Origin of the sequence: Streptomyces sp. NPDC058678, assembly GCF_042714835.1 — a bacterium.
GTDB lineage: Bacteria > Actinomycetota > Actinomycetes > Streptomycetales > Streptomycetaceae > Streptomyces.
Window position 1 is genome coordinate 41,782 of record NZ_JBHXSG010000028.1, and the last position, 14,598, is coordinate 56,379.

General features: G+C 72.1%; 15 protein-coding genes and 1 pseudogene. 9 read left to right on the plus strand and 7 right to left on the minus strand.

Annotated elements, in window-relative coordinates:
• The first annotated feature begins 138 nt into the window (after positions 1-138).
• Entirely contained in the window at positions 139-1,098 is a 960-nt protein-coding gene (locus ACFWWR_RS24565; protein WP_384305309.1) for an NADP-dependent oxidoreductase, read from the plus strand.
• A 9-nt stretch (positions 1,099-1,107) separates the two neighbouring features.
• On the opposite strand, the gene ACFWWR_RS24570 is transcribed toward ACFWWR_RS24565, so the two are convergent.
• Positions 1,108-2,214 (minus strand): NAD(P)-dependent alcohol dehydrogenase, encoded by a 1,107-nt coding sequence (locus ACFWWR_RS24570; RefSeq protein ID WP_383863048.1) that lies wholly within the window; start codon positions 2,212-2,214, stop codon positions 1,108-1,110.
• A gap of 24 nt (positions 2,215-2,238) precedes the next feature.
• Positions 2,239-3,693, minus strand: coding sequence for an aldehyde dehydrogenase family protein (locus ACFWWR_RS24575; protein ID WP_383863051.1), 1,455 nt, complete (start codon positions 3,691-3,693; stop codon positions 2,239-2,241).
• Positions 3,694-3,796: 103 nt separating this feature from the next.
• Here ACFWWR_RS24575 and ACFWWR_RS24580 point away from each other — a divergent pair, with 103 nt between their 5' ends.
• Together ACFWWR_RS24580 and ACFWWR_RS24585 are read left to right on the plus strand one after the other, a co-directional pair.
• The gene (locus ACFWWR_RS24580) at positions 3,797-4,234 is read left to right on the plus strand and encodes a MarR family winged helix-turn-helix transcriptional regulator (protein WP_383863053.1); all 438 of its coding nucleotides are present in this window, start codon (positions 3,797-3,799) and stop codon (positions 4,232-4,234) included.
• 134 nt (positions 4,235-4,368) lie between these two features.
• Positions 4,369-4,749, plus strand: coding sequence for an anti-sigma factor antagonist (locus ACFWWR_RS24585; protein WP_383863056.1), 381 nt, complete (start codon positions 4,369-4,371; stop codon positions 4,747-4,749).
• Positions 4,750-4,755: 6 nt separating this feature from the next.
• On the opposite strand, the gene ACFWWR_RS24590 is transcribed toward ACFWWR_RS24585, so the two are convergent.
• A complete protein-coding gene (locus ACFWWR_RS24590) occupies positions 4,756-5,709 on the minus strand; it encodes a ribose-phosphate diphosphokinase (RefSeq protein ID WP_383863059.1) in 954 nt (317 codons plus the stop codon).
• Between the two features lie 199 nt (positions 5,710-5,908).
• Here ACFWWR_RS24590 and otr(A) point away from each other — a divergent pair, with 199 nt between their 5' ends.
• Positions 5,909-7,771 (plus strand): tetracycline resistance ribosomal protection protein Otr(A), encoded by a 1,863-nt coding sequence (gene otr(A) / locus ACFWWR_RS24595; RefSeq protein ID WP_384305312.1) that lies wholly within the window; start codon positions 5,909-5,911, stop codon positions 7,769-7,771.
• A gap of 9 nt (positions 7,772-7,780) precedes the next feature.
• Here the strand turns inward: otr(A) and ACFWWR_RS24600 are convergent, their stop codons facing one another.
• Complete coding sequence (locus tag ACFWWR_RS24600) at positions 7,781-8,971, minus strand: cytochrome P450 (RefSeq protein ID WP_384305315.1); 1,191 nt, start codon at positions 8,969-8,971, stop codon at positions 7,781-7,783.
• A gap of 143 nt (positions 8,972-9,114) precedes the next feature.
• Here ACFWWR_RS24600 and ACFWWR_RS24605 point away from each other — a divergent pair, with 143 nt between their 5' ends.
• Positions 9,115-9,777 (plus strand): DUF4230 domain-containing protein, encoded by a 663-nt coding sequence (locus ACFWWR_RS24605; RefSeq protein ID WP_383863067.1) that lies wholly within the window; start codon positions 9,115-9,117, stop codon positions 9,775-9,777.
• On the opposite strand, the gene ACFWWR_RS24610 is transcribed toward ACFWWR_RS24605, so the two are convergent.
• Positions 9,778-10,233 (minus strand): hypothetical protein, encoded by a 456-nt coding sequence (locus tag ACFWWR_RS24610; RefSeq protein WP_384305317.1) that lies wholly within the window; start codon positions 10,231-10,233, stop codon positions 9,778-9,780.
• A gap of 61 nt (positions 10,234-10,294) precedes the next feature.
• On the opposite strand from ACFWWR_RS24610, the gene ACFWWR_RS24615 reads away from it, so the two are divergent.
• Positions 10,295-10,906, plus strand: coding sequence for a VanZ family protein (locus ACFWWR_RS24615; RefSeq protein WP_383863073.1), 612 nt, complete (start codon positions 10,295-10,297; stop codon positions 10,904-10,906).
• A 71-nt stretch (positions 10,907-10,977) separates the two neighbouring features.
• A pseudogene (locus ACFWWR_RS24620) lies at positions 10,978-11,474 on the plus strand (ricin-type beta-trefoil lectin domain protein); the annotation flags it as partial.
• 9 nt (positions 11,475-11,483) lie between these two features.
• Here ACFWWR_RS24620 and ACFWWR_RS24625 read toward each other — a convergent pair.
• Entirely contained in the window at positions 11,484-11,720 is a 237-nt protein-coding gene (locus tag ACFWWR_RS24625; RefSeq protein ID WP_217237807.1) for a hypothetical protein, read from the minus strand.
• A 158-nt stretch (positions 11,721-11,878) separates the two neighbouring features.
• Positions 11,879-12,688: an SDR family oxidoreductase gene (locus ACFWWR_RS24630; RefSeq protein WP_383863076.1), complete on the minus strand. Its 810-nt coding sequence runs from the start codon at positions 12,686-12,688 to the stop codon at positions 11,879-11,881.
• A gap of 147 nt (positions 12,689-12,835) precedes the next feature.
• Between ACFWWR_RS24630 and ACFWWR_RS24635 the strand changes: the two genes are divergently transcribed.
• The gene (locus ACFWWR_RS24635; protein ID WP_384305320.1) at positions 12,836-13,873 is read left to right on the plus strand and encodes a PHP domain-containing protein; all 1,038 of its coding nucleotides are present in this window, start codon (positions 12,836-12,838) and stop codon (positions 13,871-13,873) included.
• Positions 13,874-13,919: 46 nt separating this feature from the next.
• Positions 13,920-14,576, plus strand: coding sequence for an HAD family hydrolase (locus ACFWWR_RS24640; RefSeq protein WP_383863232.1), 657 nt, complete (start codon positions 13,920-13,922; stop codon positions 14,574-14,576).
• Positions 14,577-14,598 lie beyond the last annotated feature (22 nt).

A 14,598-nucleotide genomic window follows, 5' to 3' on the forward strand; every position in this document is an offset into this window, starting at 1 on the left:
CCAGCACCACGACCCGCTCGATCCGCTCGCCCCGTTCGATCCGTTCGATCCGCTCCACATCCGCCATGGCAGGATTCTATCGAAGGTTGGCAATCATGCCATTTCCCGGAGGGGCGGCTCCCGGCAGGCTGGTTCACCATGAGCACTGTGAACACTGCGAAGACGATGCGAGCCATCAGCCAGGACGTCCTCGGCGGTCCCGAGGTCCTGAAGGAAGTGGAACTGGACCGCCCGCGGCCGCGCCCGAATGAGGTCCTGGTCCGGGTCCGCGCCGCCGGCCTCAACCCCACCGACTGGAAGCACCGGGCGACCGGTGGCTTCTTGGGCGAGCCGCCCTTCGTACTCGGCTGGGACGTCTCCGGCGTGGTCGAGGCGGTCGGCATCGGTGTCGCCACGTTCCGGCCCGGCGACGAGGTGTTCGGCATGCTGCCGTACCCCTTCGGCGGCGGCTCGCACGCCGAGTACGTCATCGCGCCGGTCCGCGCCCTCACGCACAAGCCGTCCGTCATCGACCACACGCAGGCGGGCGCGCTGCCGCTGGTGTCCCTGACCGCGTGGCAGGCCCTGGTCGAGAACGCGGACCTGCGGCCGGGGCAGCGGGTGCTGGTCCACGCGGCGGCCGGCGGGGTCGGGCACGTGGCCGTGCAGATCGCCAAGGCGCGGGGCGCGTACGTGATCGGCACGGCGAGCGCGGGCAAGCACGACTTCCTGCGCGAGATCGGCGCGGACGAGGCGATCGACTACCGGCAGACGGACTTCGCCGAGGCCGTGAACAACATCGACGTCGTCCTGGACACGCTCGGCGGTGAGACCTCCGTGAAGTCGCTGCGCGTGCTGCGGCCGGGCGGGATCGTGGTGTCGATCCTGCCGGTCGGGTCGGACGACTTCCACGAGGAGGCGGAGCGGCTCGGCGTACGGGCCCTCAGGATGCTCGTCGACGCCGACCGGGCCGGGATGCGGGCGATCGTGGACCTCGTGGAGCAGGGGAAGTTGAGGGCCACGATCGCGGGCACCTTCCCGTTGGCCGATGCCGCCGAGGCGCATGCGCTGGGCGACACCGGCCGGACCACGGGGAAGCTGGTCCTCACGGTCGACTGACGCAGGGGGTCAGAACGTGAGCACGGGCTTGATCGCCTTGCCCGCGCGCATGTCCTGCACCGCCTGGTCGATGTCCGCGAACGGATAGGTGCTGATCAGGCGGTGCAGCGGGAGCCGCCCCTCCTTCACCAGCCGGACCAGGGCGGGGATGAAGGTCTGCGTCTCGGCGTCGCCGAGGGTGAGGCCGACGACCTGCTTGCCGCCGAGCATCCCGTTGACGTCCAGGGCGACCTCGGTGCCGAACGCCGGGGCGCCGACGATGACCAGGGTGCCGCGGGCGGCGAGCGCGTCGACGCCCTGGCGCAGAACGGCGACGTTGCCCGTGGTCTCGACGATGCCGTCCGCACCCTGGCCGCCGGTGATCTCCGCGAGGGCCTCGCCGAGGTCGGTCTCACTCGCGTCGACGGTGTGGGTGGCCCCCAACTCCCTTGCGAGAGACAGGCGTTCCCCTACCCGGTCGACGGCGACGACGTTGGTGGCGGGGCTGAGGGCGGCGGCCATCACGGCCGAGAGGCCGACGGCCCCGGCGCCGAGGACGACGACGGTGGAGCCGGTGGCCGGCTTCAGCACGTTCCACACGGCGCCGACGCCGGTCTGGACACCGCAGCCCAGCGGGGCGATCGACTCCAGCGGTACGTCCGGGTCGACCTTGACCAGGCTGCGCTCATCCACCAGGGCCCGCTCGGCGAACGAGGACTGGCCGAAGAAGTGCCCGCCGAGGGTTTGCCCGTCGCGGCTGATGGTGCTGCTGCCGTCGGCCCGGCAGCCGCCTATCAGGTTCAGCGGCAGCCAGGTGGCGCAGTACGCGGGGTGGCCGCCCCGGCAGTTGCGGCACTCGCCGCAGGAGGTGAAGGACAGTACGACGTGGTCGCCGGGCGCGACACCGGTGACGGCCGAGCCGACGGCCTCGACGACACCGGCGCCCTCGTGGCCCAGTACGCCGGGCAGCGGGAAGGGCAGACCGCCGCTCGCCACACCGAGGTCGGTGTGGCACAGGCCGGTCGCCACCATGCGCACGACCGCCTCGTGCGGGCCGGGCTCGTCGAGCTGGACGTCGCTGAGCGTGAAGGGTGCCCCGCCGGACTCGACGACGGCGGCGCGGGTGGTGATGGACATCTGGGAACTCCCTGAAGGACGCGCTCAGTCGAGCGAGACGACGACGGACTTGACCCTGGTGTAGGCGGCGAGCGCCTCGGTCCCGTACTCGCGGCCGTAGCCGGAGTCCTTGACCCCGCCGAACGGGACGGCCGGGTCGAGCATCGCCCAGTCGTTGATCCAGACGATGCCCGCCTGGAGCCGTTCGGCGACGCGGTGGGCGCGGGCGAGGTTCGTCGTCTGGACGCCCGAAGCCAGGCCGTAGGGCGTGGAGTTGGCGAGCTGGACGGCCTCCTCCTCGGAGTCGAAGGGCTGCACGGTGAGGACGGGACCGAAGATCTCCTCCTGGACGACCCGGGAGTCGTTCGGCAGGTCGGCGATCACGGTGGGCGGGTAGTAGTAGCCGCCGTCGAGGTCGAGGCGTTCGCCGCCGCAGACGATGCGGCCGCCCTCCTTGCGGGCGAGCTCGACGTACTCCTCGACCTTCTTGAGGTGCTTCTCGCCCGCCATCGGGCCCACGACGGTCTCGGGCTGCCGGGGGTCGCCGACCGGTACGCCGGGGACGGCCTCGGCGAGGATGCCGAGCAGGGTGCTGTACACCGGGCGGGACACCAGCAACCGTGGGCCGCCCATGCAGAACTGTCCGGTGTTGAAGACGAAGCCCTTGATGACGGAGCCGACCGCCTTCTCCAGGTCGGCGTCCTCGAAGACGATGTGGGCCGCGTTGCCGCCGAGCTCCATGGTGACGGGCTTGAGGTTCTCGCCGGCGATGCTCGCGGCGTGCCGGCCGACGGCGGTGGAGCCGGTGAAGGCGATCTTGTCGACGCCCTTGTGCCTGAGCAGGGCCTCGCCGGCCACCGGGCCGGCGCCGGTGACGACGTTGACCACGCCGTCCGGGACGCCCGCCTTCTGCAGCAGCCCGGCCATGTACAGAGCGCTGAGCGGGGTCTCGTCGGCCGGCTTGTGGACCACCGTGTTCCCGGCGGCGAGCGCCGGGGCGATCTTGGAGCCGGCCAGGATGAGCGGGAAGTTGAAGGGCGTGATCGCCGCGACCACGCCGAGGGGTTCGCGCCGGGTGTACGCGAGGGCGTTCATGGGTGTGTCGCGGACCGCGCCGTCCAGGGAGTACGCGAGGGCGGCGAAGTGCTCGTAGTCGTTGGCCGCGTTCGTCACGTCGACGGCCTGGCACAGGGTGATGGGCTTGCCCACGTCCAGGCTCTCCAGCGCGGCGAGCTCGTCGGCGTTCTCGCGGATCAGCTGGGCGACCCGGTGCAGGATCCGGCCCCGCTCACGGCCGCTCATCCCCGACCACTTGCCGCTGTCGAAGGCCTCGCGGGCGGCGCGTACGGCCGCGTCCACGTCAGCTGCGCCCGCCTCGGCGACGGTGGTGACGACCACGCCCCGGGACGGGTCGACCACGTCGGTGCGCGCGCCGTCGGCGGCTTCCCGCCACTGCCCCCCGATGAACAGCTGTCCGGGTTCGATCTCGATGGTGGTCATCGCCACTCCTCAGCCTCATCGCCAAGATTTCAACCAACAGGATTCCTGTTGGTTCGCAGTCTCATTACAGACAGGTTTCCTGTCAATGCTCTAACCTGAAGTCATGCTCGACATCCAGGCAGCCAAGACACCGCCGTCTCTCCTCTACATGGTGAAGCAGGTGGAGCTGGTCGTGCGCTCTCACCTCGATGACCTGGTCAAACCCTCCGGGATCACCGCACTGCAGTACACCGCGCTCACCGTGCTGGAGCGACACGACGGACTCTCGGCGGCCCAGCTGGCCCGTGACTCGTTCGTCACCGCCCAGTCCATCGCCGATCTCGTACGGTCACTGGAGAACCGCGAACTCGTGCGCCGGGAGCGCAATCCCCGCAACCGCCGCGAGCTGCTCATCCTGCTGACCGACGCCGGCCGCGAGCTGCTCGCGCTGCACGAGGGGCCCGTGCGGGAACTGGAGGAGCGGATGGTCCGGGACCTGACGGCACACCAGTCCGAGCAGCTCCGCCAGGCACTCACCAAGGCCTGGCACGCCTTGTCGTAAGGCTCCTCCGCAATTCGAAGACATATGTCAATCGAACATGCTCAAATTCATTCCATCGGGGGTAACTTGCAGGGCGGGGAACGGATTTGCACCCACCCCTGCCGCTTGAGGAGCCGGTTGGAGGCGAGGTCGTCGTGGAGCAGGTACCCGCACCGCTCACCCGGCATCTGCGCGTCCACCAGAACCAGGGACACACGGTGCTGGAGCTCCGCGGGGAGATCGACATCGCCGCGGCGATGGAGATCATCCCGTACCTGGACCGGGTGACGGGGCGGCCCGACGTCCGCCTGGTCATCGACCTCAGCCGGGTCGAGTTCTTCGACTGCTCCGGACTGCGGCTGCTGTACCGAGCCCGCAGCCGGGTGCTGGACAACGGCGGCCGGCTGCTCCTGGTCTGCACGCATCCGCTCACCCTGCGGGTCCTGCGCGTCACCGGCCTGGCCCGGCTGCTGCCGCCGATGCCGACGCTGGACGCGGCCCTGGGGCAGCCGGAGGCCACGTCCGGCTCCGTGTGACCGCGGCTATTCGGTTCGCGGCGCGTCGAACAGGGCGCTGACGGACTCACCGTTGTGAATGCGGCGTACGGCCTCGGCGAGCGCCGGGGCGACGGTCAGGATCCGCAGCTTGTCCGTGCGCTCCTGCTCGGGGACCGGCACGGTGTTGGTGCACACGATCTCCAGTACGTCGGGCTGCTCGCCGATCCGCTTGAGCGCCCCGTCCGCGAACAGTCCGTGGGTGCAGGCGACCCTGATGGAGCGCGGCCCCAGCTCCCGCAGCCGCTCCAGGAGTTCCAGGACCGTACTCCCCTTGGCGATCTCGTCGTCCAGCACGATGACGTCCCGTCCGGCGACCTCGCCGATGACCGAGTTGATGCTGACCCGGTCGTCCGCGAACCGCTGTTTGGCGCCGGCCGCCACCTGGGCGCCGATCAGCCGGGCGAAGGCGGCTGCCTCCTTGGCGTTGCCGAGGTCCGGCGAGACGACGGTGGTGCGGGACAGGTCGTACTGCCGGAAGTGCACGGCCAGCTCGCGCAGCGCGTGCAGGTGGTCGACCGGGACCGAGAAGAAGCCGTGCACCTGCGGCGAGTGCAGCGTCATCGCCAGGACGCGGCTCGTGCCGGCCGCCACCATCAGGTCCGCGACCAGCCGCCCGCCCAGTGAGATACGGGGAGCGTCCTTCTTGTCGGAGCGGGCGTAGGAGTAGTGCGGCATGACGACGGTGATCCGCCCCGCCGACGCCCCGCGCGCCGCGTCGCACATCAGCAGGAGCTCCACGAGGTGCTCCTGTACCGGCCTGACCAGCGGCTGGATGAGGTAGACGTCCCGCTCCCGGCAGTTCGCCTGGAGCTGCACCTCCAGGCAGTCGTTCGCGAACCGGCTGACCCGGGTGGGACTGAGCGGCACTCCGAGATGCGCACAGACCTCCTGGGCCAGCTCGGGATGGGCACTCCCGCTGAATACCGCGATGTCTCGCACGACCTGCTCCTCGCATGATCATTCCGGCTGCCGGGGCTCATGCTACGGGCCGAGCGAAAACCGGTTGCGAACCGTCCACGGGCGCGAGCCATGATGGGGACGTCCCGGTTCCCTCACGTCAGGATCCCTCGCATGCGCCGACTCCTCGACAACCCCCAGCGCCCCTACTGGACGACGGTTCTCGAGGACACGACCACGCATGCACACCCTGAACATCGGAATTCTGGCCCACGTCGACGCCGGTAAGACCAGCCTGACCGAGCGGCTCCTGTTCGACCACGGCGCGATCGAGCGGCTCGGCAGCGTCGACGCCGGTGACACCCGCACGGACGACGGGACGATCGAGCGACAGCGCGGCATCACCATCCGCTCCGCCGTCGCCGCCTTCACCGTCGGCGACACACAGGTCAACCTCATCGACACCCCGGGGCACTCGGACTTCATCGCCGAGGTCGAGCGCGTCCTGGAAGTCCTCGACGGCGCGGTGCTGCTGCTGTCCGCCGTGGAGGGCGTACAGGCGCAGACCCGGGTCCTGATGCGGACCCTGCGGCGGCTGCGGCTGCCCACGCTCGTCTTCGTCAACAAGATCGACCGAGCCGGCGCCCGCTCCGACGCCCTGCTCGCCGACATCCGGCACCGGCTGACCCCGCACGTCGCACCGCTCACGGACGTGACGGGCATCGGTACGGCCCAGGCCCGTGCGGTGCCGCTCCCGGCCGGCCGACGGCTGGCCGAGGCACTCGCCGAGGTCGACCCGGACGTCCTGGCGGCGGTCGTGGACGGCCCCGAACCGACCCCGGACGACCTGCGCGAGGCACTGGCCGCGCGCACCGCCGACGGCTCCTTCCACCCCGTCCTCTTCGGCTCGGCCCTCGGCGGCCAGGGCGTCGCCCACCTGGCCGAGAGCGTGACCCGGCTGATCCCGCCGGCCCCCACGACGCCGGGCCGCGCACCACGCGGCACGGTGTTCGCGGTACGGCCCGGCCCAGGCGGCGAGCGGACGGCGTATCTGCGCCTCCACGAGGGTGAGGTGACCCGGCGCCGGCGCCTCACGTTCCTGCGGCGCGAGGCCGACGGCCGGACCACGGAGGTGACCGGACGGGTGACGGGCCTGGACGTCGTCGGCGGGGCGGAGCAGCTCACCGCCGGGAACATCGCGGCTCTGACCGGCGTCGCGGGCATCCGGGTGGGTGACCGGCTCGGCGACGGCCGAGGTGACCGCACCCCGCAGTTCGCGCCGCCGACGCTGGAGACCCTCGTCAGGGCCCGCCGGCCCGAACAGTCGACACCCCTGCGCTCCGCCCTGCTCGCCCTCGCCGACCAGGACCCGCTGATGCACGCCCGTCCGGCCGCCTCGGGCGCCACGGCGCTGCTCCTGTACGGCGAGGTCCAGATGGAGGTCCTCGCGGCGACGCTCGCCGACGACTTCGGGATCGAGGCCGACTTCGAGCCGGGCCGGGTCCGGTTCCTGGAACGCCCGGCCGGCCTCGGGGAGGCCCGGGACGAGCTGCCGTGGCACGACCGCACCCGCTACTGGGCGACGATCGGACTGCGCGTGGAGCCCGGCCCCCTCGGTTCCGGCGGGGTGTTCACGTACGAGACGGAGCTCGGCGCACTCCCCCGCGCCTTCCACCAGGCCATCGAGGAGACGGTCCACGCGAGCATGGCCGCCGGGCTGTGCGGCGCGTCCGTCACGGACTACCGGGTCACGCTGACCCGCTCCGGCTTCTGCGCGCCGCTCAGCACCGCCGCCGACTTCCGCGGACTCACGCCGATCGTGCTGCGCCGGGCCCTCGCACAGGCGGGGACCAGGCTGTACGAGCCGTACCACGCCTTCGAGGCGGAGGTCCCGCTGGACGCGCTGGCGCCGGTCACCGCCCAGCTGGCCGCCGCCGGAACCGAGTTCACCGGGACCACGGGCGGCGCCACGGCGTGGCTGATCACCGGTGAGCTCCCGGCCCGGCGGGTGCGTGAGGTCGAACTGCGGCTGCCCGGGCTGACGCACGGCGAGGGGGTGTGGTGGTCGCGGCCGTCCGGCGACCGTGAGCTCAAGACGCAGTAGCCCGATCGCCTACCAGGACACCGGCAGTCGGCTCGGACTGCGGGTCATCTGTCCCTCCCGCCACTCGATGGTCCCGGGGGTGAACGCGGCCCGCAGGCCCGGGAAGCGGGTGGCCAGGCGGTGCAGGGCGAGACCCAGTTCCAGGCGGGCGAGCCAGGCGCCCAGGCAGTGGTGGGGGCCGGCGCCGAAGACCACGCCGGGCGAGGTCAGAGGTGCGAAGAGGTCGGGCGGTCCCGGCGGGAAGACGTCGGGGTCGCGGCCCGCGGAGTTGGTCTGGACGGCGACCACACCGCCCGCCGGGATGGTCACACCGCCGATCTCCACGTCCTCGACGGCCCGGCGGATCAGGCCGGGCAGCACCCTGCCCTCGCTGAGCGGCACCGAGCGCAGCAGCTGCTCGACCGCGGTCGCCGCCGCCTCCTCGCTCTCCGCGAGTCCCGGCCAGGCCGCCCGCCCGTCGGTGAGGAGAAAGACGAGCATGTTGCCGAGTGCCGTCATGGTGGTCTCGTGTCCGGCCACGACCAGTCCCAGGACCAGGGTCACCAGCCGCCGTTCGTCGATCCCGAGCTCGTCGCCCGCCTCCACCAGCCCGCTGACCAGGTCGTCGCCGGGGTCCTTCCGCCGCTCGACGACCAGCCCCGCGGCGAAGGCACCGAACTCCCGCATGGCCAGGCCGACGTCCTCGGCGGTGTGCGCCCCGCCGGACAGGGCGTGGTCGGCCCAGTGCCTGATGCGCTCCCAGTCCGCGTCGGCCAGCCCCATCAGGCGGGAGACGACCGAGACGGGCAGGGCCCGGGTGAACCCCTCGACGATGTCGGCCGGCTGGGGGCTGCGCGCGAAGTCGTCGAGGAGGGACTCCACCACCGAGGCCACCCAGGGCCGCCAGCGGGCGATCGCCCGGGGTGTGAACGCCCGCTGGACCGTGCCGCGCAGCCGCTGATGGTCGGGGCCGTCCTGGTTGAGGAGGCCGTCGGGGGCGTCCAGCAGGTTCGGTACGACGAGCAGGGGCGGGGCGTCCTCGGCGCGCAGGGATCTCCGGTCGAACCGCGGGTCCATCAGCACCTGCCGTACCTCGGCGTACCGGGTCACGAGCCAGACCGGCGTGCCGGTGGCGAGGGTGACCTGGTGGGGCGGGCCGGGCTGGGGGAGGGTGACACGGTGCATGGGAGGAAGGGTGCGGGAGGTGCTGTCTGCGCTCATCCGGGTCTCCAGACGCGCCGGTCGGACGGGTTCTTCACGCTAGTGCGCCCTCCTTGCCTCCGTCAGCGGTGTCAATCGGCCAACGAGACGGTCTGCCAACGCCTTTGAGGGGAATTCGAACAGTAGGAAGGAGGGCCGTCGCCATGACGACTCCCATCAGGCGCGTGTCCACACGTATGCCGGGCTGGGCGAAGGCGGTGAGCGCCGTGGTGCTGGTGCTCGTCGTGTTCTTCGCCGGGATCCGGCTGAGCGTGCTGCCGGGTCTCAAGGACCTGTTCGGCACGGAGACGCACGACCGTTCGGGCCCCGCACTGCTCCAGTCCATCCAGGACATCAGCCGTTACGACGCCGCCTCCGGCAACTTCCAGATCGTCGTCGACCTGGAGAAGGACACCAAATACCTGCCCGACGCGATCCGCGGCTCCCGCACCCTGTACGTCGGGGCGGGCACCGTCGACGCCTACGTCGACCTCGGCAAGGTCGGCAAGAACGAGGTGACGGTCAACGAGGACCGAACGTCCGCCACCCTGCGGCTGCCGCACGCGCAACTCGGCAAGGCGTCCCTCGACGCCGACCGTTCCTACGCGGTCTCCAAACAGCGCGGTCTCCTCGACCGCCTCGGCGACCTCTTCTCCGACAACCCCAACAGCGAACAGGCCGTGCAGAAGCTCGCGGTACGGCACATCAGCGAGGCGGCGAAGGACAGCGAACTGACCAAGCGCGCCGAGACGAACACCACGAACATGCTGAAGGGCCTGCTGGGCTCCCTCGGCTTCAAGAAGGTGGAGGTCAGCTACGGCACCTGATCAGGCGCTTCGCATACCCGGCAGGGCGAGGGCGCCGAGCATCGTGGTGCCGACCGGCACTCGGGCCGGGTAGTCGCCGGCGTGCCCGGACCGCGGACGCCTGAGCGGCTGGGCCCGCCCCGGCACGGCGAGCAGCGCCGGTCGAGTGACGGCCGCGGCCGCGAGGCCCATGGCCGGCGCGGCCGCGGCGAGACCCAACAGGATGCCGACCGGGGTCCGGTGCACGAAGGCGACCACGGCGCCGCCGGACCCGGCTTCGTTCCCGGCGTGGGCCACCACGTCGGGACCGAAGCCGGGTGCGACGCCGACAGCAAGAGCCCCGCCGAGCAGCACCGCGGGCACGGCCGTCATGGTGTCCGGGATCCGGCGCAGCCGGCCGGGTCTCGGGCCGCTCGCCGAGCCGGTCGTCTCGAAGGGAAACGGCGGGCGGGTCGGCCCGAGGCTGCTCGGCCGCATTCTCGGCCGGTTCGCGGGTAACCGCCCTGTGACGCAGGCAGGTTGAAGACCGGAGGACCGCATGGCCCGTACAGCCTCAAGTCCACGTACCGCTTTTCGCCTGCGCTCCGCCAGGTCCGGCAGAGCCACGAAGCCGGAGAAGACCGCCGAGCCCGCCAACGGCAAGACGGGAAGAGGCAGCAAGACCGCCAAGGCCGGGCGTGGGTCGCGCTCGGCCCGGCGCGAGCGGCATTCGGTGCCTTTTCCCCTTCGTCTGCTGGCGATGCTGTGCGCTTTCGCGGTGATGGTGGCGTTCGCCGTCGTCCTGGCCCGGCTGACTCTGGAGCCCTCCCCCGCGTCGGAGGCGCTGACGCACACCAACATGCGGCCGGGGCGCTCCCTGCGGGCCTACCTGGACCAGCCGGCGCTGCGGGACGCCGTCAAGCAGATCGGCGGGAACCTGCTGCTGGGCGTCCCGTTCGGTGTGCTGGTGCCGGTCGTCGCTCCGCGGACCCGCGGAATCCTGCGGGTGCTCCTGCTGACGGCGACCGTCATGCTCCTGGTGGAGTTCGCCCAGGGCGCGCTGATCACCGGCCGGGCCTTCGACATCGACGACGTCATCCTCAACACGACCGGGGCGCTGGTGGGCTACCTCATGCTGGGGAGGCGGCTGAGCCGGGCCGTGCACAGCTGAGGCCGAAGGGGGAGGGCGGCGGGAGCCCGAGTGGGCCTCGCCGCCCTCCCCCTCCCAACTCCTCGTCCTGCTTCCTGATCCTGAACCTCGCGGTCGGCGGCCACCGGCCCGGCGCCCCCGACGGCTCCGCCGTCTTGCCCCGCTGCTGGGGGTGGACCACGTGTCGGTGACGACCGGCGGCACGGCCACCGGCGGCGCGATCAGAGGGCCGGCCGGCAAGTGCGTCGACGTGGCCGTGGCCGACTCCGCCGACGGCACTCCCGTACAGCTCTACGACTGCGACGGCAGCGCCGACCAGCAGGGGACCATCGGCACGGACGGCACGCTCCGCGCGCTCGGCAAGCGCCCGGACCTCACGGGCAACGGCACCACGGCCGGCTCGGCCGTCCACCTGTGGGACCGCACGGACGGCGCCGACCAGCGGTGGGCCGACTCCGCGGCCGGCGACGTCGTCGAGCCTCAGGCCGACAAGTGCCCCGACGTGACGGGAAACCGTTCGGCCGACGGCACCCGGCTGCGGCTCCGGACCTGCACCGGGGGCGCCGGCCGGAAGTGGACGGTCGGCTGAGCGGGTCGGTCAGTGCCGGGTCCAGGTGAACTTGTCGCCGCCCACCCAGCGCACCACGTCCGGATCGTCCAGGTCGTGGACGGTGATGCCGAAGGCGGCGGCGGCTTCCAGGACGTCGGTGACGGCCCTCGCCTCACCGACCACCTGGCCGTCGATCTCCACGATCCGGAAGGGCGGCGTGGTCGGCTGCACCCCGAGCACCAGGATCCGCGGGTGAGCGATGTAGGGGCTCTCGCTTTCGGTCATGTATAGAGCGTAGAGCGCGAGCCGTGGGAGAGCCGGGTTCGCGGCTCGCCGGACACGTCCCCGCAGCGGACGCCCCGGCCGTGGCGGACGCGGGCGTGGCGGACGCGGGCGAAGCCGGGACAGTCGCAGCAACCGTGCGCGGCCTCACGGGCGTGGTTTCAAGGACGGCGCCAGTCGTCGCTGCTCAGGTGCGAGCCGGCCTGCGGGCCCATCCGGAGCATGCCGCCGTCCACACTCCAGGAGGCGCCGGTGACGTACGAGGCGTCGGGGCCGGCGAGGAAGGCGATCACGGCAGCGACCTCGCGGGCGTCGCCGGGGCGGCCGAGCGGGACGCCGGGGCGGTCCTCGGTGTGCGGGTCGGTGTCCTCCTGGCCGGTCATGGGGGTGGCGATCTCGCCCGGTGCCACCGCGTTGACGGTGATGCCGTGCTCGGCGAGCTCCAGGGCCATGACCTGGGTGAGCAGACCGAGGCCGCCCTTGGCCGCGCAGTAGGGGGCGGCGCCGACCCGCGGCTGGTGTTCGTGGACGGACGTCACGTTGACGATCCGGCCGCCGCCGCCCTGCTGGATCATGTGCCGGGCCGCCTTCTGACCGCACAGGAACGGGCCGATCAGGTCGACGTCGATGACCTCGCGGACGTCGTCGAGTTCCAGGTCGAGGAACGGCGTCATGGTGCCCGTACCGGCGTTGTTGACCAGGACGTCGAGGCGGCCGAGCCGGTCGCAGAGCTCGTCGACGGTGTCGGCGGCGGTGGGCAGCCGGGTCAGGTCCATCTGGGCGACGGCGGCGCGTTGCCCGTGGGCACGGACCTCCTCGGCGGTCTCCTCGGCGCCCTTGAGGTCGCTGTTCCAGGTGATGCCGACGTCCATCCCCGCCCTGGCCAGGCGGACGGCGGTGGCCTTGCCGATGCCGGAGTCGGCGCCGGTGATCACGGCCACCTTGCTGCGGGGCTCGGTGGGGGCGGACATGACTGGCCTCCTCGTGAACGCGGGCGAGGGTGATGAGGCATCGCAGTACCCGGCCAGGTACCGGACAAACCGCCCGAGGGTCGGGCGGTCGCCCGTCTCGTCGTGCGACCCGCCTCGGCCTGGGGAACTCTTGAGGAGGAGGTGGCGATGGATCCCGTGGAGGCCCTGGAGCGGATCGGCTTCCTGCTGGAGCGGTCCCGCGAGCCGACGTACCGTGTGCGCGCCTTCCGGACAGCGGCCCGTGTGCTGGCCGCGCTGCCCGAGGGCGAGGTGCGCGAGCGGGCGGACGCCGGGACGCTGGAGTCGCTCAAGGGCGTCGGCCCGAAGACGGCGCAGGTGGTGCGCGAGGCGCTGGACGGCCGGGTGCCCGGCTACCTCGAGAAGCTGGAGGGCGAGGCCGCGTCCCCGCTGACCCTGGGCGGGGAGCGGCTGCGGGCGCTGCTGCGCGGGGACTGCCATCTGCACTCCGACTGGTCGGACGGCGGCAGCCCGATCGAGGAGATGGGCCGGGCGGCGGCGGAGCTGGGCCACGAGTGGGCGGTGCTGACCGACCACTCGCCGCGGCTGACCGTGGCACGCGGGCTGTCGCCCGAGCGACTGCGTCGGCAGCTGGAGGTGGTGGCGGAACTCAACGAGACGTGGGCGCCGTTCCGCCTCCTCACCGGCATCGAGTGCGACATCCTCGACGACGGCTCGCTCGACCAGGAGCCGGAGCTGCTGGAACGGCTGGACGTCGTGGTGGTGTCCGTGCACTCCAAGCTGCGGATGGACGCCCGCTCGATGACCCGCCGCATGGTGGCCGCCGTACGCGATCCGCACGCGGACGTCCTCGGGCACTGCACGGGGCGGCTGGTGACGGGACGGGGGCGGCCCGAGTCGCAGTTCGACGCGGACGAGGTGTTCGCCGCGTGCGCCGAGTCCGGTACGGCCGTCGAGATCAACAGCCGGCCCGAGCGGCTCGATCCGCCGCGGCGGCTGCTCAGCCGGGCCCTGGCCGCGGGCGTGCTGTTCTCCGTCGACACCGACGCGCACGCGCCCGGCCAGCTGGACTGGCAGATCCACGGGTGTGCGCGGGCGGAGGAGTGCGGGGTGCCCCCCGAGCGCGTGGTCACCACCTGGTCCATGGAGGAGCTGCTGGCCTGGAGCCGGGAGGACCGGGTACCGGACCGAGTGGCGATGCCCTGACGTGGTACTCGTGCGCCGACAGAGCACAGGAAGGGACGGACGAATGGTGGAACGGGCGGCCGTGTTCGACGTCGACGGGACCCTCGTCGACACCAATCACCTCCACGTCACGACCTGGTGGGAGGCCTTCCGCCAGACGGGCCACCGGGTGCCGATGCACGCCGTACACCGGGCCGTGGGACTCAGCTCCACCGACCTCATCGCCCATCTGCTCGGCGAGGACCGGGACAAGGACCGGGACGCGGAGCTGAGCGCCGCCCACAAGGCCCTGTACGGCCAGTACTTCGACCGGCTGCCCGCGCTCCAGGACGCCGGGCGGCTGCTGCGGCGACTGGACCAGCGGGGTTGGAGGGTGGTGCTCGCCACCTCGGCGAGCGGCGCGGAACTGGACGCCCTGCGGCGTGCGATCGGGGCGGACGACGCGATCGCCGCCACCGCGAGCGCCGACGACGTGGCGGAGGGCAAGCCCGCGCCCGAGCCCGTGGAACACGCCCTGGAACTGGCCGAAGTGCCCGCCGAAGGGGCCGTGTTCGTCGGCGACACGGTCTGGGACATGCGTGCGGGCACCAGGGCCGGGGTGCGCTGCGTGGGCGTCCTGTGCGGCGGCATTCCCCGTGCGGACCTGGAGGAGGCGGGTGCGACCGCGATCTACGCCGATCCCGCCGACCTGTTGGCATCGTTGGACCAGAGTCCCCTGGGCTGAGCCGCCCGGAGGTGAGAGGCCG

Bases quoted from the DNA above. Each gene is read 5' to 3' on its own strand.
- ACFWWR_RS24565 (WP_384305309.1), top strand. From the start codon at position 139: ATGAGCACTGTGAACACTGCGAAGACGATGCGAGCCATCAGCCAGGAC.
- ACFWWR_RS24570 (WP_383863048.1), bottom strand. From the start codon at position 2,214: ATGTCCATCACCACCCGCGCCGCCGTCGTCGAGTCCGGCGGGGCACCC.
- ACFWWR_RS24575 (WP_383863051.1), bottom strand. From the start codon at position 3,693: ATGACCACCATCGAGATCGAACCCGGACAGCTGTTCATCGGGGGGCAG.
- ACFWWR_RS24580 (WP_383863053.1), top strand. From the start codon at position 3,797: ATGCTCGACATCCAGGCAGCCAAGACACCGCCGTCTCTCCTCTACATG.
- ACFWWR_RS24600 (WP_384305315.1), bottom strand. From the start codon at position 8,971: ATGAGCGCAGACAGCACCTCCCGCACCCTTCCTCCCATGCACCGTGTC.
- ACFWWR_RS24605 (WP_383863067.1), top strand. From the start codon at position 9,115: ATGACGACTCCCATCAGGCGCGTGTCCACACGTATGCCGGGCTGGGCG.
- ACFWWR_RS24610 (WP_384305317.1), bottom strand. From the start codon at position 10,233: ATGCGGCCGAGCAGCCTCGGGCCGACCCGCCCGCCGTTTCCCTTCGAG.
- ACFWWR_RS24615 (WP_383863073.1), top strand. From the start codon at position 10,295: ATGGCCCGTACAGCCTCAAGTCCACGTACCGCTTTTCGCCTGCGCTCC.
- ACFWWR_RS24625 (WP_217237807.1), bottom strand. From the start codon at position 11,720: ATGACCGAAAGCGAGAGCCCCTACATCGCTCACCCGCGGATCCTGGTG.
- ACFWWR_RS24630 (WP_383863076.1), bottom strand. From the start codon at position 12,688: ATGTCCGCCCCCACCGAGCCCCGCAGCAAGGTGGCCGTGATCACCGGC.
- ACFWWR_RS24635 (WP_384305320.1), top strand. From the start codon at position 12,836: ATGGATCCCGTGGAGGCCCTGGAGCGGATCGGCTTCCTGCTGGAGCGG.